The following is a 19660-nucleotide window of genomic DNA, read 5'->3' on the forward strand; positions in this document are numbered from 1 at the left end:
ATGAGGGCATCGAAAATTAATTTTTGGCACCAGATATGACCCGTTGCTGCGGGTCATTTTCTGTATGATCATGTACGGCGATTGTCTGCCATTCTACGATCACCGGGCAGTTTTCGATGCTGGCGATCAGGCCGCCATCTTCATCCAAAACGTGAAGCTCTGAATATATTCCAGTTTCAAATTCATATCCCACCTGCTTGATTTCGATGACCTCCCGGCCGTTTATCTCAGTTCCGACTTCAAAGATCCGAGTCGGGTTACTGACAACCGTCAACTTCTGAATCACATTCACGGCATTTCCTCCTTTCATATGTATTGCGAGGCGGTCCAGGGGGTAGGCACCGCCTCGGATGCGTCAGCCGCATCTCTCGGCGCCAGACAAGGAGTAGGTTATGATACTGTCCGACGCCGGGAGACAGGGCCGAAGCTCTGTCATTTGTATCCGAGTACTGTTTCGATATGGATCATTGCTGCAGACATCTCGGAAACAGGTAAGGTTTTCAACATGGAAGCGGCATTACTCCAGTTCAGATAAGCCTCTTCTCGCTGTTTCAGTAGCTCCTTCAATAGTTGAAGGTTATCCGGATCCTCTTGGATGAATTTTGCGATGGTATCTGTGCTGGCCCGAAGTGCCAGTGTCGAGGATATATACGCTGCTGCAGGTGATACGGGGGCCGTCATAGTTCAACCCCCTTGCGCTTCTGGCGTTCAACGATTAAAATAGACGACAAGAGACTCTTAAGACGTGTTCTCAACCGAGACTGCCCCGCCAGGCGGTCTTTTTTCATTTCCATTTCTTTTTCAGCGAATCTAATCATGTTGTTCAGATAGGTGATTCCATTTACAAGTTTGTTGGAATCGATCATCTTTTCTGGGTTACGAACGATGACCTGCAGGTTATGATCCGCGTTTCTCCCAGCTTGCAGAGCTTCCATTACCAATGTTTCTCTCAACAAGTTAAACCCTCATTTCATATATTTTTTGGCCTTCAGCATTGACCGGTGCTCTTTCCAAGTCGCTAGCCAACTGAAGGAATATTCCTTGCAGAGCACCGCAGCCAAGTGAGTCAGCGCTGTTATCGCCTCGACCGTCTCCATGAGTAGCCGCTTTATTTGCTGTCGTTCAGACTCGTCGATCTGCTCGTTGGTCTTGCTAATTGGGGCTTGTCCAGATATAGCGAGCACTTCCTTTATCTCCTCAATGCTCTTGATCAGAACACTCGCCCTATGTAGATCCACATTGTTGAGCCAGGGAGCAAAGGCACCGCCAGTTACCTCCCCAGCTGCCGCAATGTAGAGTTGACCGTCATCGTAATGAGTGGTTGTGGATGCCATCACTTCTTCAGAGGGCTTTCTTGTGCCTTTTATGATCTTGCCGATCAGAGAAGCATCAACGTGCGCTGCCGCACCGGCCGCCCCCCGTGTCTCCCCTTTTCGTTTCAGCACCTCCTCGAGTGCTGGTCCAAACTGTCCGATTGCCATTGTTTAATCAATCTCCTTTGTCCGATTTAATAGGAGATGACGGACAAGGATCTGATGTATTATGAAATTGTGAGTAAAACCTTCCCCTCTCGTCATCCCCTCCGCCGCTGGTAGCTGGTACCGCTCCGGCGGCTTTCTTCTATCCTCTTCAAATTTTCCGACGCTTCCTTCAGCACCCGTTTTCGCTCAAGCTTTGATAAGCTTTCAGGATTTACGGCATAATGCGGAAGCGACATGTCCAATGCAATCTCAACGTCCATGTTTTTTAGCAAGCTTCTGGTTACAATCGCTGATACACAGGCAGATCGAGATGTTTGACGCATCCATCTAAATCGCATCCTAGGCTCCTTCCTCGAGATCGACATTTTCCTTTTTCTCTGGATCAGGAGCCTCATGTACGATTCTGAGGGCCTCGACCATCCTCTCCATGTCTGGTACATATTCCGGTTTATAGGTGATGCCTGAAGGTGTTTTCATCGAGTCATCACTCCTTTATTCAAATTTCTGGGGCACATTGCGGCTCCTGACTAGTTCATAAGTTTTAATTTGCCATTTCGGTAATATCGTCGACAAAAAAAAGTTCATCAATTGGTACTCCAAACCTATCTGCCACTTTAGCAAGGGCTTCTGCCGTAAACTTTCCTCTGCCAGTTTCAAGATAATAGTAACCATTAGCGCTCTCATAACCAAGCAATTTGGACATATCCTCAAGAGACAGTTCGTTTGCTTTTCGATGAGCTTTTATCTTCTCAAGATTAACCTTTTTCATTGTGTCACCCCAATCTTGTTACCGTTTTGGTAATTTTATGTCTTGATTATATGTTACCATTTCGGTAATGTCAACAACTTAATTTACCTTTTTGGCAATTTTGTTTATTTACCAAATTGGTAATGTTATTATTTCTTCATATACGCTGTAGAGTGAGGAATGTGTTATGGAGATTCTCGGAGATCGAATAAAGTATCTAAGAGAGAAAATGAACTATACTCAAAAAGATCTGGCCAAGAAGGCTGGGCTTACAGTTGTTCAATTGTCTCGGTATGAGACGAATGACAGAAAACCCGATCCCGACTCTCTGAGAAGAATTGCTGATGTCCTGGAAACATCGGCAGATTACCTACTTGGCCGTATAGACACCCCAACAAATATGTCATTCTATGGTGGTCCAGAGCAGTATACGCAAGATGAGATCGAGGAGATGGAAGCTGCATTGCAACGATACCGTGCAATGAAACGGCGTGCAGCAGAGCAAGCAGAAAAAAACTCAAAAAATTAGCAAGTACCCCAGCCGATGGGGATTGTATTGGGTGAAGGTAGAATGGAATTTGCTGATCAGATTAGGTCGTTAGCTAAGAGGGTCCAAAAAATGAAGGATAGTATCTTGACAGAGGAGGCTACTAAAACATCTGTAATTATGCCTTTCTTTCAATCTCTTAATTACGATGTTTTTAATCCAGAGGAATTTCTCCCTGAATTTGTTGCCGATGTAGGTATCAAAAAAGGTGAGAAAGTTGATTACGCGATCATGCATGATCGTAAGCCAATAATTCTAATAGAAGCCAAGTCTATCCAAGAACAACTTACTAAACATGACTCTCAACTATTCAGATATTTCGGTACCACTTCTGCTAAGTTTGCAATACTAACAAATGGAATTGTCTATAAGTTCTACACTGATTTAGAAGAACAAAATAAAATGGATACAACACCTTTTTTTGAATTTAATCTTTTCGATATCCGAGATCACCAGATTGCTGAGTTAAGTAAATTCAAAAAGGACAATTTTGATGTTGAGAGTATCAATACAACAGCTGCTGAATTAAAGTATACAAATGAAATCAAGAGGTTCCTTAAAACTCAGTGGGATACCCCTAGCGACGATTTTATTTCTGTTATCCTTTCTGATGTTTACCCTGGAAAAAAGACCAGACAGGTAATTGAGAAGTTTAATGGTATTGTGAAACGATCCCTGAAAGAGTTTGTTAATGACATTTTAAATGATAAACTTCAGACTGCACTCGCCAATACCAACTCAGAACAGGTTTCTAAAAACGAAGTTGCCACTACCATAGAGAAGATTGTGGACGAAGGACCTGAAATCGTTACAACACAAGAAGAGCTAGAAGGATATATTACAATCCGCATCCTCTTAAAAGATATTATTTCACCTGATCGAGTAAACTATCGTGACAATCTGAGTTATTTTAATATCTTAGTAGATAATAATATTCGTAAATGGATTTGTAGGTTGCACTTTAATAGCGCCAACAAGATGATCCAGTTTAATGATGAGGATAAAACTACACTCCCACTTGATGATGTTGCCGATCTAATTTCTCATAAAGAAAAGATAATTGCAACTGCTGAACGTTTTATGTAAAAGCTCATATAGCCCATAATAATGGGCTTTTCTTTTTAATCAAAAAGCGAACATATATTCCTAATGTGAGGTGTACTTCATGAAATTTCCTAGCTACTACGAAACCACACTGGAACAGTGGATATCTGATCGTTATCGTTTGCATCATATCCTTCAGCCTGATGACCTAGATTTAGATCGGATAAGTGAGGCATTTCTTGTTGATCTTCAATATGATCTATGCCCGCCGTTTTCTGATAATGAAGAACGAGTTATCTTCTTAAACAAGAAAGATCCCTATCCTATCGCACGGATGGTATTCTTCCATGAGCTTTGCCACGTGCTCAGGCATGCTGGCGATCAACGAAGGATGAACAAACTCTTTAGAGATGGCCAGGAGGCTGATGCAAAAGCCTTCATGTTGTACGCATCCATGCCTTACTACATGATCTCTCGACTTGACATTCCTGAAAACCAAAGTGACGCAATATATTATCTGGCAAAGACGTTTCGTGTACCTCCAAAACTAGCTAAGCAGCGACTCCTTCAAATTCAAAGAAGAGAGCTCCAAAGTACATTGATGTTGTCTCAGACACCTATCGCAGGTGAGGTGCTGATTGACGTGCCGGCAGAAACACAAATCTATGCATATTACGATCCAGCGGGCAATCTCGAATACCCATCACAATTGATACTACATATTGACGAACAAACCTTACATACATGTGATGAGCTTCAGTTTTCTATAGACGATTCCCTTGCCCACATTGATGAGAGCGAACTACAGGCTTTTGCTAATTGTCAACCTGTGTTAAGTGATGACCTAGATTACAAAGACGGCAAATTCAGCTTAAAACTTGGTCAGCTCACAAGCAGATATCGTTACGCTGCACAGAGTTTTGTAATCCAGATGAAAGAACTCAAAACTGTAATGGAATTTCACGGAGCATATTGCACATAAGGAGGATTTCCTATGATAAACTTCACTTCAGATAACGAAATTAAAGATGTTGCCATTTATCCTCGGGTCTCCAGTGACGATCAACAAGAACGTGAAACTATCCAAAGCCAGATTGAGTTTGCAATCAAATATTGCGAGCTTCATGGGTTAAATATTGTTGATTGGTATAAGGATGATGGAGTCTCTGGGACCATCCCTCTTGATGAGAGGCCGGAGGGCAAACGACTTTTAGAAGATGCCAAGGCGGGTAAATTCAAAAGCGTCCTTATCTATAATATGAAACGTCTTGGCCGGAAGGCCCGAGTGACGCTTGATGCCATCTATCAGCTCGAAGAGTACGGAGTTACCATCAAATCCATGACGGAGCCTTTTGATACCAGTACGCCAATGGGCAGATTCGTCATCACCGTCCTCGCTGGCCAAGCGGAGTTTGACCGCGACACCCTCCTTGAAACATTTTGGCACGGAGCAAATCGCGTTGCCCGTCAAGGCCAATGGCTCGGGGGAATCGTACCGTATGGATATGTGGTTGTAGATAAATTTCTCCAAGTAAACGAGGATCCGCTCCCGGGGAAGGAAGATCTATCAGAAGCCGGCGTTATTCGGCTAATGTATCACCTTGTTGGAAACGAAAGATGGTCGACAGTACAAGTGGCGGATTACTTTAACTCATTAAAGATCCCACCCTCCTATGTAAAAGACGGGCGGAAACTAAAAAAAGGGAAACGAAAGGAGAACACAGCTGGAGTTTGGACCCCTGGACGAATCAGGAACATGGTTGTAAACACTACCTATAAAGGACTCCACGTATACGGTAAACGTTCAAAAAAGGAACGAGAGCTCATTGAACGAGTAGTCCCATCGATCATATCAACGGATTTATGGGATAAAGCTCAGGAAGCGCTTCGCGATAATCAAATTGAGGCTTTTAGAAATCAAACTCGAGACAATCTCCTCCGAAGTCTTATCAAATGTGGATCCTGCGGATTAACTTATCACGGTGCAGCGTTCGCTGGGGTAGGACGAAAACCTCAGGCTTACTATATTTGCGGTGGTAAGAATGCATACAGGGGGCCTGCTCAAGGAAAGTGCCGATCCAAAAACATTCCGGCGGAGTGGATAGAAAAACATGTATGGGATGAATGTGTTCAATTTATTAAGAACCCAGGAGAAGCCCTCGAGCAATTAAATGACGGAATGGAAATCAGAAAATCAAAAATTGGAGAGTATCTATCGGAGAAAGAAATTGTACAAAAGAGCATTGCTGATAAGCAAAACGAGCGACAAGGTATTCTCACCCTATATCGTCAGAAAATGATTACCGCCTTGGATGTTGAAAAACAGCTGCAGGAAATCATGTCGGAGACCGCTTCATTGGAACAGCGGTTACGCGAAATCGATTTATTGATTCATTCTGAGAACAATCTGAGCGTTGAATTCAGCTCGGCCGAGAATTTACTTGCGACTCTCAGAATGAAGATCGAGGATGATCCTTCGTTCGAAACCCGTCGACAAATTGTTAAAGCGCTTGTTGACGAAATAATCGTTGAAACAATCCCTTCACCAATCGGGGGCAGACCAAAAGCGGACATTAAAGTTCGTTATTTATTTAAGCATTCCAAAGCTCATACTCACACGGGTGTCCGTGCGGTTATTACGGCAGTGATCACCCTCATCAACGCTGCACGTGCAGCGTTACACGAATTGCTCAATATCGCGCTAGAATATCGGGGCCCTTGATGGATCGGATCGACCTTCAGGTGGACGTGCCTCGGCCGAAGGAATGGCCTGGAGGCGCAACACCTATATCCTCCAAGCAAATGCGGGATCAAGTTTATGCGGCACAAAGGATTCAATTGGAACGTTACAGCAAGTTACCGTTCAGCTGGAACAGCGAACTGTTCGGCAGCTTCCTGAGGAAACATGCGGTGCTGGACAAGGACTCGGCTGAGCTTCTGCAAGCGACAATCGATACGCTGGGCCTGAGCATGCGCGCTTATGACCGAATCCTGAAGCTGGCCAGAACCATCGCCGATTTGGAAGCATCCGATAGGATACAGAGCCGGCATGTCGCAGAAGCGATTCAATACCGTCAGCTGGATCGCCAATATATCACCGCCGATGAAACCACTCATTTGTGAAATGGAGCTGGAGAGTGATATGATTTGGATAACAACGGTATGGAAGTTCGCTCCTATTGAATAAATAATCTGTACTGCGCAAAGAAGGTGATGGAGCTCGGCTCCTATCACCTTCTTTTTGGTATCCTTATAGATGCTTTGGATCGTATCCATCTAAAATGCATTCTCGATATGATCCATCGAGACGGGCGTCAGATCTGGGCGAAGAATAATGGAGATAACATCAAACCGGACCGGCCGTTCATAATAACGCTTTTGATGAACGTACTGCTGGGCTGTGTTTCGGACCTGCATCATTTTGCGGGCGTTCACGGACTCGGAAGGCGTGCCGAAGCTGACTGTTCCGCTTCGGCTTCTGACCTCAATCACCACAAGGGTCTCCCCTGTTTCGGCAACGATGTCCAGTTCTCCAAAGCGGCAGCGCCAATTCCGTTCCAAAACCCGGTATCCTTTTTCAATTAGGGCAGCGGCCGCCAGCTCTTCGGCAGCGGCTCCTTTTTGCTTGCGGCTGTCCTTTTTGCCGGAAGGCGAGTTCATTATGGCATCATCCCTCCATCTTTCGCTTGACGATCCGCACGATAAACAAATGTCAGCACTTCCGCTACAAGCTGGTACAGCTCCTCGGGAATCTGCTGATCCAGATCCAGCTTGGAGAGAATCTCCACCAAAGCTGCATCTTCCTGGACAGGGACGCCATGCTCTTTAGCTTTGTCTAATATAGACTCCGCCAATTTCCCTTTCCCTTTGGCAACCACAACCGGCGCTTCGCTCTCGCCAGGCGTATATTTCAGGGCAACTGCCTTTTTCATGGCTGTTATTTGCCCTTGCTCTTTCTCTTGCTTGGTCATATGCGCATGTCCACCCCTTTATAGGTTTGCGGGGTGTATTCTGCTGCCGTTCCCTGTACGGACATGTCTGAATTAGGCGGGGCAACTAGGGGCAGCGGTTCTGTTTTTACGCTGAGCAATTGGTAGCCGATAGACGAAACAGCTTGAGCCAACTCTTCTTTTTTTCCCTCAAACAGCTCCGCGGCGTAACTTTGATCATTTCGAAAGCTGAGGCTGACGATCCGGTCAACAACCTGCACATCGATCAAGGTCGGGCCCAGAAATTTCATGTCCAAGTCAAACAAAAGCCTGCAGTTGGTTGCATCCAGCTCGCCTTTGCGGCCTCTGCGGGATTGAATATGTACGGATGCCGTCTGTTCCCCATCGACCCCATGCAGAGGGATGAACATCGTGACCTGCGCAAACGGTGCCGTGCGATCCGTGTTTAGCAAGAGCTGCTGGCCTGTTAAATGCTGAACGAGTTGCTGTGCCGCTTCCTTTAGCGCAGGCGGCGTTTCTTGGCTGGATAGCACCTGAAGCAATACTCCCTTCAGTGTGTCTTGCAGGGCAAGCGCCGATTCACCCGTTTGTGTTGAGGCCATGACAGCCTGTTGTACGCCTTGGACAGAATTCTGCTGGCCGGATGGCACAACCGGCTGCGTCAAGCCCTGTTGATTCACGGCACCAGCCTGAGCATTCGGAACAGCTTGCTGATTCGCATTCGCCGCATTCGCCGCATTCCCCGCATTCCCTGGCGTGGCGGAGGCTCCTGGCGTACTCGCTGCTGCGCCACCGCTGCCAGGGGCAGGAGTGGCGGGCAGGGATGCTTGGGCTGCCGCAGCAGCGGTTGGCTGCGCTGCAGCAGGAGGCGGGGCAGCCGCGCCTGCTGCCGTTGGAGCAGCTGCCGATGCGGGCACAGCCGCACTCGCTCCGGGCGCGGCGGCCGTGCTGCTGCCGTGCGCCGCCGCAGGCTGCCCGGCTGGTGCTGCGGCGCCGCCACTGCGCGCCGCTTCGCCCGCGGGGCCCGTACCGGCCCCGCGCAGGGCTTGCTGCTCGTGCTCCGCACCGAGCAGCTTCAAGAGCCGCCCCACCCACGGCTCCGCGCCAGGGGTGGGCGGCTTTGGCGAAGGGCCTGCGGCCCCTTCGCCTGAACCCGCCGCCGGCCCCATTGGCACGGCGGCGGGTTGGCCGGCGGCAGGCGTTGCCGTGCCGCCGCTGGCCCATGGCTGCGCCAGCTCGCCGCGCAGCTGCTGCAGCAGGCCCTGCAGCTTGGTCAGCAGTGCCTGCTGACCTGAGCCGGCCTGTGCGGCACCTCCAGCAGCATTGTTCGCCGCTGCTGCTTGCTGCTGCGCGGCAGCGATCCCCTCTGCGCCAGCTGCTGTCGAAGGCACAGCGGACGCTGCATTTTTTCCGGCAGCCGCAGCGCCTCCGTTACCGTTGCTTAAAGCAGACGCTAGCTGCTGCTCCAACGATTGCAGCAGTTGATGAAGCTGGGGTCCAAACACAGCCTGATGCAGTCCCTTTACACTTTCGGGGGTAATCGGCAGGCCGCGGTGAAACGCGATTGCAGCCGACTCCGCCCATTCCGCCGCGGGAATCTGCGGAGGCTTCACGGCCAATGCCTCACGGAACATGGCGATATTATCCTTCGTCAGCGGGACTCCTGCATTCTGCATACCCTTGATCATTTCACGGTTTTCCTTCGTATCCGGAAGACCGGCAAGATCCAGCACCTCAGCCATCGAAGACGGGGACAGCGGCTGTCCTGGCGTTTGACTAAGCGGCTTGAGTACGGCCGTCCCTCCCTCTCCCGGCGGCTGAACCTCCAGAAGAGCGGTTTCCCCGGCTCGAAGCGGCGTTTCCAGCTTCGCCTTCACTTGAACGCCCTGGATCTGCACCACAGCTTCCTGCCCGTCCTCGGATACGTTCATAACGACACCGCGAACGACCTGACCCGGCTTTAATTCCAACGTCTTGGCGTCTCCCGGCTTTTGCTCTCCCAGGAGTCCGCGAATCAACGATCCGATGTTCACGATAGTTCCTCCCACACCTTCTGTATACCTTATATATCGGCAGCAGCCCGCCTTTTGACGAGGGCGGGCTGCATCGAAATCTAGAATAGCGACAATTGCTCAATCTCCATATTTTTCAGAAAACTTCTTCTATGCATCGCGGTAGGTCCGTGCAGCTGCAGCTGTTCACGGTGAAACTTGGTAGCGTAGCCTTTATGTACGGCAATTCCATATTCCGGATAACGCGTCTCCCATTCCCCTTCGCACAATCTGTCGCGAGTCACCTTGGCAATAATGGAGGCCGCGGCAATGGACTGACTGTTAGCATCGCCTTTGATGATGGCACGCTGGGGAATATCGCATTCCACCTTCTCGGCATCAACAAGCAGAAACTGGGGAGTAACAGCCAATTGCTCGATCGCCATCTTCATGGCAAGTCTTGCGGCTTGTTTGATGTTAATGCGGTCAATCGTTTCCGCGTCCACCAAACCAACGCCGACCGCCAGTGCTTGTTCCATAATGAGGTCATAGAGGGTCTCCCGCTTCTTGGCACTGAGTTTCTTCGAATCGTTGATCCCCTCAATCACTAACCCCTCCGGCAAAATGACTGCTGCTGCGACCACATCGCCGAACAAACAGCCTCGGCCGACCTCGTCGATGCCTGCAATATGTATATAACGGCTCCAATACTCTCGCTCATACATTAATAAATCTGTCATAGGTTTAACCCCTTTGGTTCCGAATTACCGTTTGTTACCTATACGTGCACACGGTGTTTCCCATCTGTTCTATCAATCTAGTAACTCTTCTAGAGTATCATACTCGCCACGTAGCGTCACCCTTTTATCCGTCCCCGCATCCCGGCAGGAATTGGTTCGTCCATCGCCGAACCATCGGTTATAAACCCCGAAAAAAAGAGCCGCCGGCAACGGCAGCTCTCCCCTTATTCGATTATCGCTCCCTTGGCTTCAGGGCCAAGCCGCCATCGCTGACGATCCGAACCGGCATCCGGCTCATTCATTTCAAGCCCCGAACCGTCAGCCCTTACGGCAATCGCCCGGCCATCGTGCACGGATCGGATGGTTACCGTATCATCTTCCTGACGTTCCACTCGCCATCGCTGATTGTTATAACCGAGATATGTGTATAACTGAATCCGGTTCTGCCCGGTATCCACATCCAAAGCCTTGCCTTCCGGTGTACGAATGGAATACGTATCGTCCTCTCCTGTTGGTACCAATACCCATAACGGGTTCCCCGTACCCGTTGATTCCTTCACGGTAACGGGTTCGCCGTTTACGGATTTCTCGGTATAGATCACCTGGTTCATGGCTTCGTTCATGAAGCTGGTTTTCCTCAGACGAGCTTCAGACGAATGACGGACGTAGACATTTTGATAGGAAGCCTGCCCGCCGAACACATTGACGCCAAAATGCCCTTCGGCAAATGTCCCGTCCATCACATCGATTACCGTCTTCCCGTCCACGTCGACTTGAATATGCGGACCTTTCGCTTCAATCCTCAGGTGATAGGTTCTTCCCCCTTGGATAAAACCGGGGACTCTGGCCAGGACCTGACGTTCCTCGAATCGACCTTCGACCATGTAGAAGAGCCGAATCGCCTTCATACCAGGATCCAGATTCAGATAATATCCACTGCGTCCGTCCCCGCTTGCCCGAAACAGCATGGACCCGGCACCGCCTGCTTCCCCAAGCCGCATGTCTCCTTCGAACGTGAAGTCTCCTGCCTTCTCTTGCGCCATATAATTGGCATCGCTTGAATGGCTGCCCCGGATTCCATGCTCGGTAAGAACCCATTTCGAGGCCTTGAGGTCCGGTTTCCATCCCGTCAGATTTGTTTTGAACGTTCCGCTCGTGACCAACACGCGGGTGCTCGCCGATATTTTTCCGTTTGGCGTTGAGGCCATAATCACGGCTTCTCCCGCATTCAAAGCTTTCAATACGGCATGGGTCTCATCGGATGAAACAATCCGGACCGTATCGGGATGACTGGATGTCCATACCAAAGGTTTCTTCCCGTTGCCCTGGACACGATCCAATGCTGCGTACAACGATTCGGTCTCTCCCTGGGACAGGTCCAGCTCGTATGAATCCAACAGGATTCGGGAAGCAGGTTCTGATAGATCAAGATGCCTCCACACGGAATCCAGCTCATGCACCTGAAGGGATTTCAGCTTTACTTGGCCGCCTTGGGTGTAAAAGCTCATCCCCCGTCTGGCCCGATCCGGAAAAATAACGTCCGAGAACACAACGTTTCCGTCATTGCCGAACACCTCGACGGAAGATTCATCGACATAAATACGCAGCTTGACCACTCCATCTATGGGGTGCAGCAAAGCTTTGTGTTCGGTCGAGAACAGGCTGGAAAAATCCGTGGTTCCCGATGCCGAACGGTCAATGAACATGTGATGCGCGGCATTATTATAACCGACCACCGTCTGTTGTCCGCCGCCTTCCCGCAGCCGGAAGCCGAATTCCAGCTCGCTGCTGTCTGTCGGAATCTCGACTTCCGCCTCGATTTCAAACGCGCCGGCCTGAATTCCCTTTAACACATTCTGCGAGGTCTCCGTCACTTCCCTGTTGTTCACATGGATGACCGTATTCCGGAGGGTCTCAAGCTCAGAGATTGGAGACTGGTGCAGACGTATCCCCTCACTCGTCGTTCTGAGCGACAGCTCTCTAGGTATGGTCAGCTGGCCCTTCCAGCCCGAAGTCGGAAAACTGAAGGGATAATCCCAGTTCGTCATCCATGCCAGCATGATCCTACGATTGTCCGGCAGGTCGGAGAAGGACATGGAGGCATAGAATTCCTTGCCCCAATCCGTTCTCAGCACGGTCCCCGCCGTATGATCATTCATAAATTTGCCGTCTGGCGTCACATCGCCGATAAAATATTCCGCATCGGAGCCTTGGGTGTTCGGATTAGCGCCGCTGCTGATCATCAACACCCATTTGCGCTGACCCGAGCCGTCCACGGCAAGCTGAAACAGATCCGGACATTCCCACACGCCTCCACGGATATATTCCCCATACCCGAAACGGTCCGTTAAGGACCAATCGACCAGATTGTCGGAGGTATAGAAGCGAATATGATCTCCCCCTGATACCACCATGATCCAGCGGTTGTTGGCTTCATCCCGAACCACTTTGGGATCGCGAAAATCCCATCCTCCGGGATCCTCGCCCTGTTTGCCCGGGTTCTCGATGAGGATCGGCCGTTCTTTCGAATACGTCCAGGTCCGTCCGTGATCGGTGCTGTAAGCAAGTCCGATCTTCTGATTCCCGCCCGGCCGATCAGGATTAAAGGATGTATAGTAGGCAATGAGTCCTTTGCCTCCAGAATCCCCGAACAGACCTGAAGCGTTCGTTGTATCGGCTACGGCGGAACCCGACCAGACATGTCCGAGATCGTTCCAAGGCAGTGCGATCGGCAGCCGGTTCCAATGCAGCAGATCCCGGCTGACCGCATGCGCCCACTGGCCTGCGTCCTGATGGAAAAGATGATACTCCCCTTCGAAATAGACCAATCCGTTCGGATCGCTTACCGAGCCTCGGATTGGGCTATAGTGATACTGCGGGCGGTATTCCTCCGTATAATAATCTTCCATCGGAGTTACGTACACGTCCTGAAAGTAAGCCGTTCCGGACTTTACCTTCATCCCGATCGATCCGTCCGCGTAACTTCCGTCGGAAATGCGGATCGCAGCGGGTTCGTAACCATCTACAGTGACTTGAGTTCTGTCTCCGGAGACGTGGATCTCTACATGATGCACACTTGTGGGCAGGCTTGGGTATGTACGGCTCGATGCGCCAATCACCTTTCCATCCGAGGTTTCCAGCGTTACCCGAACCTGATCATCCTCTCTCCTGAATATGGCTTCGTATCCCTCCGTTCCTTGATCGTTCCCTCTCCAATAGAACCCGGCTTCAGCCTGTCCCCCTAAGGTGATATTTCCTTCCAGCACATAATCCGCAGCCGCATTCTTATAGATTCTGTAGGCTTCGAGCCCTTCCGATGCCGATCCCTTAAGCCCTTTGATGTCAGGCTGCCAGTCCCCGCTCGTATTTACCGGTCCGAACAAGTTGCCTTTCCACTCGCTCACCTTGATATTTTGAAACAGGGCGGAACCATCCCACACATGTAGACCCAGCTGTCCTGTGGAATAAGCCGTATCATCGACTTCCATTATCGGTTCATATTGGTTTCCCCAAAACACCTTGATATTGCTGCCTACCACCTTGACCTTAAGGTGAACGATTTCCCCTTGACTCAACGAGAGCGCTTTTTCAACCTTCAATCTTCCGTTCCCTTCGCGGGCATCCTTGAGGCGAACCAAGCCTGCACTGGGTACGATTTGCAGCATATACGATGACCAGCCGTCAACGCTTGAACGAAAGACCAGCGAAGCATCTGCTTGCATATCCGTAATCATCACATCGGCTTCATAGACAAAATCATCCGCTCTGGTTGCTGAGATCGCCGCTGCATTCTCACTTGAATCGGAACTAAGCCGTAAACCTTCTGCCGTTTGTTCCATATTGCCACTGCCCTTCAACTGCCACCCTTCGAGGTTGGTCTTTACATTGGATACGCTTTCAAAAATGTCGTTTTCTCCTTTCCCTTTCAAAGCTGCATTCGCTTCTTGGATCGCTGACGCAGCCCATGCCGAATCCGGAATGACGCTTGTCGCCAGCAATAAGGTCATCGTGATGGCAGACATCGTGCGCAGCAACATGGTATGTACATCCTGCGGTAATTTCATATAACCACCTCGTTTCGATTCTTTACCACACGTTATATAGGAAGGAACAGCCCGAACACTCGGGCTGATCTCCCAATTGTTTATCGTTGCGAATCTTGCCATGCCCGGATTCCCAGAGCCAATGCGCCGCATAAACCGGACTGGGTGCCTAATACCGGAGGAACTATATAATTCTCGATATCGTGTACAATTTCGTCGGCAAGCACATATCCGTTCAAATTGCGCTTCACCTCTGCACGAATGAGGGAATACAGCTGAGCTTGCTGCATAACCCCGCCGCCCAGTATGATCTTCTCCGGGGAATTCGTCAGGATCAGTCCGGTTATGGATTGCGCTATATAATAGGCTTCTATTTCCCAAGCGGGATGGTCGGCCGGCAGCAGATGTCCTTTCAACCCCCATCGGGCTTCAAGCGCCGGCCCTGCTGCCAATCCTTCCAAGCAATCGCCATGGTAAGGACAGGTTCCTCCAAAGCCATCTTCCGGATGGCGTTTAACGGGAACATGGCCTCCTTCCGGATGAACCAATCCATGAACCAGTCGTCCTTCGGCATAAAGGCCGATCCCAAGACCTGTACCCACCGTATAATAAGCGCAGCTGCTCAGCCCCCTCGCTGCTCCCCAAGTCGCTTCTCCATAAGCAGCTGCATTGACATCCGTATCCCAGCCATAGGGAATGTTCATATGCGACTTCATCTTACCAAGGACATCTGTATGCGACCATCCAGGTTTCGGTGTTGACGTTACATATCCGTATGTCGGGCTCTCCTGTTTCAGATCGATGGGGCCAAATGACCCGATGCCAATGGCTTCTACCTCATGATCCTTGAAGTAGGAAATGGCTCTGGATAATGTCCCTTCCGGCTGTCCTGTCGGAAAGCTGATGCTGTCCTTGACGATTCCGTCTTCACTTCCAATACCGCAGACAAATTTGGTGCCGCCCGCTTCCATTGCTCCAATATGCATACTGCCGGATCTCCTTATGTCTTATCGATTCATATTACTTTAACTGGCCACCAGATGAAGAAACCTCATAGATATGGAGGGATTCTATGACCTTCCGGTTATCATCAGCAAACACGGTTATGCCCGTTGATGCGGGATCAGGATAAATTAAATCCGTGATCACCGCCTGCCCGCGATCCGCGAACAGCTCCACGGACGAACGGTCCACGAAGATCCGCAGTTCCAGCATAGAGCCCGGTGTCTTTAACGGTGCCGCATGCTTGCCGGGGAAATCTTTGTGGAAATCCGCCTGCCCTGAACGGCTGCGATCCACGTATACTTCGGCTAACCTTGCATCCCAACCGACCAACGTTTCTTGTCCTAATCCTGCCCTTACCTTCAAACCAAGCGAAGATGCTGGATCAAAGCGGACAAGGATCTCGAAGTTCTCCAGCCGTACAGCCGCTAATCGGACAGCAGCTTCATCCACGGCTATATCACGCAAGGAAAGCACCTCATGACGATACTCTTCGATTTCACGAATCGGCTGCTGCGTTACCATGACTTCACCTTGCAGCGTCTCCAGCTTGAGTTCCCGCACCAAGGTCATGGCCCCCCTCCAACCATCCGTCGGTGTCAGGTTTGCGTATTTCCAATTGCTCATCCAGCCAATGAACAGCCTTCTGCCATCCGGTGCAGGAATATCGGACCAGCTGACTCCGGCATAATTGTCCCTGCCGTAATCCAGCCACCGCACATCACACTTGGAGCGCTCATCCGGAATAAACGCTGTTCCGTCAAAATCTCCAATAAAATATTGCGTTCTGGAGCCCTCGACGTAGGCCGGATCATCGCCAATGCTGACAAGCATGACCCATCGTATTCCATTGTCCTCCGTAGTAAGAGGGAACAGATCGGGGCATTCCCATACTCCGTCATGAGATCCGATGCCCTCTCCAAACTCGCTGGCAAATACCCATTCCTTTAAATTGGAAGATCGATAAAGACATACCGTCTGTCCGCACGCCACAATCATCACCCACTGCGATGACGGCTCATGCCAGAACACTTTGGGATCCCGAAAATCAACATAGCTGTCATGGCGAAGGACCGGATTTCCTTCATACTTTCTCCAGGTTCTTCCTTCGTCCTTACTGTACGCCAGACTTTGATACTGAATCATTTGCTGCGCGCTCGGCGCATCATGATGGTGAGTGAAAATCGCCACAAGCCCGGGCCCTTCGTCGAAAAATCCGCTGGAATTGTTCCAATCTACAACGGCACTCCCCGAAAAAATCGTGCCACGTTCATCCGGCGCTAATGCAATGGGAAGCTCTTCCCAGGAAACCAGATCCTTGCTGACCGCATGCCCCCAGTGCATGGGTCCCCATGTGGTGCCAAAGGGATGATGCTGATAAAACAAATGGTATTCCCCTTTAAAATAAACCATGCCATTGGGATCATTCATCCAGTACTTCTGTGGTGAAAAATGATAGGCATTTCGATAGTTTTGTTGTTTTGTCTTAGACATTCGGTGATCTCCTTCATTATCGTTATCATGGGTTTACGACCGTACTTCAACCATATGCATCAACGGCGGCCGCATTCCACACGGTTACTTCATGTTCCTGTCGTATCCCGTTTGTTTAATCGTCAGCCACTCCTGAAGTCCAAGTCGATCCAATTCCTTCAGATAAGCGTCCCATTCCTGATCTACTTTTCCATTCTGGTACCATTCGGTGCGCATTCTTTCCAGGTAAGGGAACAAGTCCGCTTCAATCGTGGATAAGCGATCCAACTCGTCGATGGAGAAGAACACTTTCGGATACGTATTCTCCGCTTTCATATGCGGTACCATGACGTCTTTCATGAGTTTGAGCCTCCACGCAGCATCATCCGGCATCGTGGTGTATTTGCCATAATACTCGTCCAGGATCGCAAGCGGCCCCGCGATGCTTGTTTTTTGTCTTAGCTCTACCGGAGCCGTGCCTTCAAGCGGAAGATGCTTCAGCATCCCTTTGGCTTCGTCCAGCTCAAAAATATTCTGCTGGGTATCGTCACCGTAGGTTCCCCAGTTGTTCTGAACCGATTGGAGCGGTTCATACATCGCATCGATCCATTTGGCCGTTTCTTCCAGCTTCTTGTTGCTGCTGGTAATGACCAATCTTCCCCGGTCAAGACCGATCCCGTTCGTTCTCGCCACATTGATCTCACCGGATGGTCCTGCAAGCGGCGGCATCAGGTCATACGTATCATTCATGCCCGTGATGTTGGCTTTATCCCACGTAAAATACATGCCGTACCGGTGGTCCTTTCCCTTAGCCAGGTAGGTATTCCAATCCTGCTGGAAGGCTTCAATGTCGATTAATCCCTCTTCATATAATTCGTGAATGAATGCTATGGCTTCCTTATACCCCTCCTCTGCTGCGGTAAACACCACCTTGCCATCATCCGTAACAACGGTATGATCCCAGTTCTCGCCCAAGCCGAATGAAGCAAACAGGAATGTCAGATCCTCGCCGCCCGGCTTATTAATGAAGGAAAGCGGTATTTCGTCCGCCTGTCCGTTGCCGTTCGGATCTTGGGTTTTGAACGCTTTCAATACCGTTTTTAGCTCTTCCGTGGTGGTTGGCATCTCAAGCCCCAAGGCGTCGAGCCACTCCACGTTAATCCAGGGGAAGTTATCCACCGATTGAATCCGCTCTTTCCCTGAACCCAACTCCTCGATCCATGGGAAGGAATAAATATGCCCATCCGGCGCCGTAATCATGTTGACGTATTCCGGTGCTTCCTCAAGTACCTTTTTGAGATTGGGCATATGCTGTTCGATCAAATCCTCCACGGGAATGATAACCCCGTCCTTCGCCAATTTCAGTAGATCATAGTCTCCGTATCCGGCATCGAAAATGGCATCCGGCAAATCGCCGCTCGCCACGGCCAGATTGCGTTTTTCCGCAAATACATCGCTGGTGTAGTTCTTCCACTTGATGTGAATGCCGGTTTTCTCCTCCAACCGCTTGTTGATCAGCTTCTCGTTAGGGTCGGCAGGAGCCAGCGGAGAGCTTTGCGTCAGGACGTTCAGGGTGACCTTACCGTCCGGCGACTCGCTTTGTGCCTCACCGCCACTGCCGCATCCGGCCAAGAGCAGCACGGCTGCCAGAGCTGTCAGCGTTACCGTTTTTTTACGGTTATGTTTCTTGAATCCCTTCTTATTCATATCAATGACCTCCCGAATCATATATTTGGATTACTATGTTGAGGGCGGGCCACTATTTGAGCGAGCCTACCATAACACCTTTTTCAAAGTACTTTTGGAAGAACGGATACATAATCAGCAGCGGAAGGCTGGATATCACGATCGCCGAATATTTAATCATTTCCGAGAGCCGTTTCAGCTCCGCCATCGCAAGCTGGTCGCTGATCATGCCCGGCGCAGCCTGGTTTTGTATCAGAATCGATCTAAGAACGAGCTGCAGCGGGTGCAGCTTGGGATCGTCCAGATAGATCATGGCATCGAAGAATGCGTTCCACTGGCCAACGAAGGCATACAGCGCGAGCACAAAGATAATGGGCTTGGATAGCGGCAGAACGATCCGGACAAAGATTTTCATATCGGAAGCCCCGTCCACATTAGCAGCCTCCTTCAATTCATTCGGTACCCCTTTGAAGAAGGTTCTGGACAAAATGATATTCCACACATTGACCGCACCCGGGATGATCACGGCCCATACCGTATTGAGCATGCCAAGCTCCCTCACGAGCAAGTACGTAGGAATCAGTCCGCCTCCGAAAAATATGGTGATAATGAACAGCGTCATGAAAAAGTGTCGTCCGGCCAGCCGGTTCTCCGAAAGGGCGTATCCCGCACAGACCGAAACCGTTACCGTGAGAAGCGCAAATGCTGTTGAATAGAACACCGCATTGCCAAATCCGCGAAGCATCGCAGGATTGGACAGGATCATCTGATATCCTTCCAGGCTCCAATCGGAAATTTTAAAAGATAGTCCTTGATTCAGCAGCACGGTGGGATCCATGAACGAAGCAACGACAATGTAAACCAATGGAACGACCACGACCAGTACGGCAAGCGTTAAAAAGATTGCATTTAATGACAACAGAAAGCGGTCGAAGCGTGAATGTTTAACGGCCAT

The 19660-nt window shown here is 49.9% G+C and carries 20 protein-coding genes and 1 pseudogene; 5 read left to right on the top strand and 16 right to left on the bottom strand.

Annotated elements, in window-relative coordinates; translation table 11 throughout:
* Positions 1-16: 16 nt before the first annotated feature.
* The 7 genes from MKY82_RS22260 to MKY82_RS22290 all read right to left on the bottom strand — a co-directional run bounded on the left by MKY82_RS22260 (position 17) and on the right by MKY82_RS22290 (position 2250).
* On the bottom strand, positions 17-292 hold the full coding sequence (locus MKY82_RS22260) for a hypothetical protein (protein WP_339294379.1): 276 nt from the start codon (positions 290-292) through the stop codon (positions 17-19).
* A gap of 140 nt (positions 293-432) precedes the next feature.
* On the bottom strand, positions 433-681 hold the full coding sequence (locus tag MKY82_RS22265; RefSeq protein ID WP_007132779.1) for a hypothetical protein: 249 nt from the start codon (positions 679-681) through the stop codon (positions 433-435).
* Positions 678-956: a hypothetical protein gene (locus MKY82_RS22270; protein ID WP_339294380.1), complete on the bottom strand. Its 279-nt coding sequence runs from the start codon at positions 954-956 to the stop codon at positions 678-680. The genes MKY82_RS22265 and MKY82_RS22270 overlap by 4 nt, the downstream gene beginning before the upstream one ends.
* Before the next feature lie 9 nt (positions 957-965).
* Positions 966-1481 carry a hypothetical protein gene (locus MKY82_RS22275; RefSeq protein ID WP_007132777.1) on the bottom strand — a complete coding sequence of 172 codons (516 nt, stop codon included), beginning with the start codon at positions 1479-1481 and terminating at the stop codon, positions 966-968.
* A 92-nt stretch (positions 1482-1573) separates the two neighbouring features.
* Positions 1574-1741 carry a hypothetical protein gene (locus MKY82_RS22280; protein ID WP_339294381.1) on the bottom strand — a complete coding sequence of 56 codons (168 nt, stop codon included), beginning with the start codon at positions 1739-1741 and terminating at the stop codon, positions 1574-1576.
* 79 nt (positions 1742-1820) lie between these two features.
* Positions 1821-1958: a hypothetical protein gene (locus MKY82_RS22285; RefSeq protein ID WP_339294382.1), complete on the bottom strand. Its 138-nt coding sequence runs from the start codon at positions 1956-1958 to the stop codon at positions 1821-1823.
* Between the two features lie 64 nt (positions 1959-2022).
* Positions 2023-2250 carry a helix-turn-helix transcriptional regulator gene (locus MKY82_RS22290; protein ID WP_339294383.1) on the bottom strand — a complete coding sequence of 76 codons (228 nt, stop codon included), beginning with the start codon at positions 2248-2250 and terminating at the stop codon, positions 2023-2025.
* Positions 2251-2416: 166 nt separating this feature from the next.
* On the opposite strand from MKY82_RS22290, the gene MKY82_RS22295 reads away from it, so the two are divergent.
* The 5 genes and pseudogenes from MKY82_RS22295 to MKY82_RS22315 all read left to right on the top strand — a co-directional run.
* Complete coding sequence (locus tag MKY82_RS22295; protein ID WP_339294384.1) at positions 2417-2758, top strand: helix-turn-helix transcriptional regulator; 342 nt, start codon at positions 2417-2419, stop codon at positions 2756-2758.
* A 42-nt stretch (positions 2759-2800) separates the two neighbouring features.
* Positions 2801-3862 (top strand): type I restriction endonuclease, encoded by a 1062-nt coding sequence (locus tag MKY82_RS22300; RefSeq protein ID WP_339294385.1) that lies wholly within the window; start codon positions 2801-2803, stop codon positions 3860-3862.
* A gap of 79 nt (positions 3863-3941) precedes the next feature.
* Positions 3942-4802: an ImmA/IrrE family metallo-endopeptidase gene (locus MKY82_RS22305; protein ID WP_339294386.1), complete on the top strand. Its 861-nt coding sequence runs from the start codon at positions 3942-3944 to the stop codon at positions 4800-4802.
* Between the two features lie 12 nt (positions 4803-4814).
* A complete protein-coding gene (locus MKY82_RS22310; RefSeq protein ID WP_339294387.1) occupies positions 4815-6542 on the top strand; it encodes a recombinase family protein in 1728 nt (575 codons plus the stop codon).
* Positions 6437-6943: pseudogene (locus MKY82_RS22315) on the top strand (ATP-binding protein); the annotation flags it as partial. The gene MKY82_RS22310 and the pseudogene MKY82_RS22315, both read left to right, overlap by 106 nt.
* Positions 6944-7096: 153 nt before the next feature.
* Here MKY82_RS22315 and MKY82_RS22320 read toward each other — a convergent pair.
* From MKY82_RS22320 to MKY82_RS22360, 9 genes are all read right to left on the bottom strand, one after another.
* Positions 7097-7480, bottom strand: a complete 384-nt coding sequence (locus MKY82_RS22320; RefSeq protein ID WP_194543584.1) for a YraN family protein — start codon at positions 7478-7480, stop codon at positions 7097-7099.
* Entirely contained in the window at positions 7480-7791 is a 312-nt protein-coding gene (locus tag MKY82_RS22325) for an EscU/YscU/HrcU family type III secretion system export apparatus switch protein (protein ID WP_194543585.1), read from the bottom strand. The genes MKY82_RS22320 and MKY82_RS22325 overlap by 1 nt, the downstream gene beginning before the upstream one ends.
* Positions 7788-9803: a hypothetical protein gene (locus MKY82_RS22330; protein ID WP_339294388.1), complete on the bottom strand. Its 2016-nt coding sequence runs from the start codon at positions 9801-9803 to the stop codon at positions 7788-7790. The genes MKY82_RS22325 and MKY82_RS22330 overlap by 4 nt, the downstream gene beginning before the upstream one ends.
* An 80-nt stretch (positions 9804-9883) precedes the next feature.
* Positions 9884-10501, bottom strand: a complete 618-nt coding sequence (locus tag MKY82_RS22335) for a ribonuclease HII (protein ID WP_194543587.1) — start codon at positions 10499-10501, stop codon at positions 9884-9886.
* A gap of 224 nt (positions 10502-10725) precedes the next feature.
* The gene (locus MKY82_RS22340; RefSeq protein ID WP_339294389.1) at positions 10726-14565 is read right to left on the bottom strand and encodes a GH32 C-terminal domain-containing protein; all 3840 of its coding nucleotides are present in this window, start codon (positions 14563-14565) and stop codon (positions 10726-10728) included.
* Between the two features lie 80 nt (positions 14566-14645).
* The gene (locus tag MKY82_RS22345; RefSeq protein WP_194543589.1) at positions 14646-15530 is read right to left on the bottom strand and encodes an ROK family protein; all 885 of its coding nucleotides are present in this window, start codon (positions 15528-15530) and stop codon (positions 14646-14648) included.
* Between the two features lie 34 nt (positions 15531-15564).
* Entirely contained in the window at positions 15565-17040 is a 1476-nt protein-coding gene (locus MKY82_RS22350; protein WP_194543590.1) for a glycoside hydrolase family 32 protein, read from the bottom strand.
* 84 nt (positions 17041-17124) lie between these two features.
* The gene (locus tag MKY82_RS22355; RefSeq protein ID WP_339294390.1) at positions 17125-18726 is read right to left on the bottom strand and encodes an ABC transporter substrate-binding protein; all 1602 of its coding nucleotides are present in this window, start codon (positions 18724-18726) and stop codon (positions 17125-17127) included.
* Positions 18727-18778: 52 nt separating this feature from the next.
* Positions 18779-19660 (bottom strand): carbohydrate ABC transporter permease, encoded by an 882-nt coding sequence (locus MKY82_RS22360; RefSeq protein WP_194543592.1) that lies wholly within the window; start codon positions 19658-19660, stop codon positions 18779-18781.

Source organism: Paenibacillus sp. FSL W7-1279, from assembly GCF_037969845.1.
Classification (GTDB): domain Bacteria; phylum Bacillota; class Bacilli; order Paenibacillales; family Paenibacillaceae; genus Paenibacillus_AQ.

Excerpts from the sequence above, each read along its gene's own strand:
- MKY82_RS22265 (WP_007132779.1), bottom strand. The coding sequence starts at position 681 with ATGACGGCCCCCGTATCACCTGCAGCAGCGTATATATCCTCGACACTG.
- MKY82_RS22275 (WP_007132777.1), bottom strand. The coding sequence starts at position 1,481 with ATGGCAATCGGACAGTTTGGACCAGCACTCGAGGAGGTGCTGAAACGA.
- MKY82_RS22280 (WP_339294381.1), bottom strand. The coding sequence starts at position 1,741 with ATGGACGTTGAGATTGCATTGGACATGTCGCTTCCGCATTATGCCGTA.
- MKY82_RS22285 (WP_339294382.1), bottom strand. The coding sequence starts at position 1,958 with ATGAAAACACCTTCAGGCATCACCTATAAACCGGAATATGTACCAGAC.
- MKY82_RS22290 (WP_339294383.1), bottom strand. The coding sequence starts at position 2,250 with ATGAAAAAGGTTAATCTTGAGAAGATAAAAGCTCATCGAAAAGCAAAC.
- MKY82_RS22295 (WP_339294384.1), top strand. The coding sequence starts at position 2,417 with ATGGAGATTCTCGGAGATCGAATAAAGTATCTAAGAGAGAAAATGAAC.
- MKY82_RS22300 (WP_339294385.1), top strand. The coding sequence starts at position 2,801 with ATGGAATTTGCTGATCAGATTAGGTCGTTAGCTAAGAGGGTCCAAAAA.
- MKY82_RS22305 (WP_339294386.1), top strand. The coding sequence starts at position 3,942 with ATGAAATTTCCTAGCTACTACGAAACCACACTGGAACAGTGGATATCT.
- MKY82_RS22310 (WP_339294387.1), top strand. The coding sequence starts at position 4,815 with ATGATAAACTTCACTTCAGATAACGAAATTAAAGATGTTGCCATTTAT.
- MKY82_RS22320 (WP_194543584.1), bottom strand. The coding sequence starts at position 7,480 with ATGAACTCGCCTTCCGGCAAAAAGGACAGCCGCAAGCAAAAAGGAGCC.
- MKY82_RS22325 (WP_194543585.1), bottom strand. The coding sequence starts at position 7,791 with ATGACCAAGCAAGAGAAAGAGCAAGGGCAAATAACAGCCATGAAAAAG.
- MKY82_RS22335 (WP_194543587.1), bottom strand. The coding sequence starts at position 10,501 with ATGACAGATTTATTAATGTATGAGCGAGAGTATTGGAGCCGTTATATA.
- MKY82_RS22340 (WP_339294389.1), bottom strand. The coding sequence starts at position 14,565 with ATGAAATTACCGCAGGATGTACATACCATGTTGCTGCGCACGATGTCT.
- MKY82_RS22345 (WP_194543589.1), bottom strand. The coding sequence starts at position 15,530 with ATGCATATTGGAGCAATGGAAGCGGGCGGCACCAAATTTGTCTGCGGT.
- MKY82_RS22350 (WP_194543590.1), bottom strand. The coding sequence starts at position 17,040 with ATGTCTAAGACAAAACAACAAAACTATCGAAATGCCTATCATTTTTCA.
- MKY82_RS22355 (WP_339294390.1), bottom strand. The coding sequence starts at position 18,726 with ATGAATAAGAAGGGATTCAAGAAACATAACCGTAAAAAAACGGTAACG.
- MKY82_RS22360 (WP_194543592.1), bottom strand. The coding sequence starts at position 19,660 with ATGGCCGTTAAACATTCACGCTTCGACCGCTTTCTGTTGTCATTAAAT.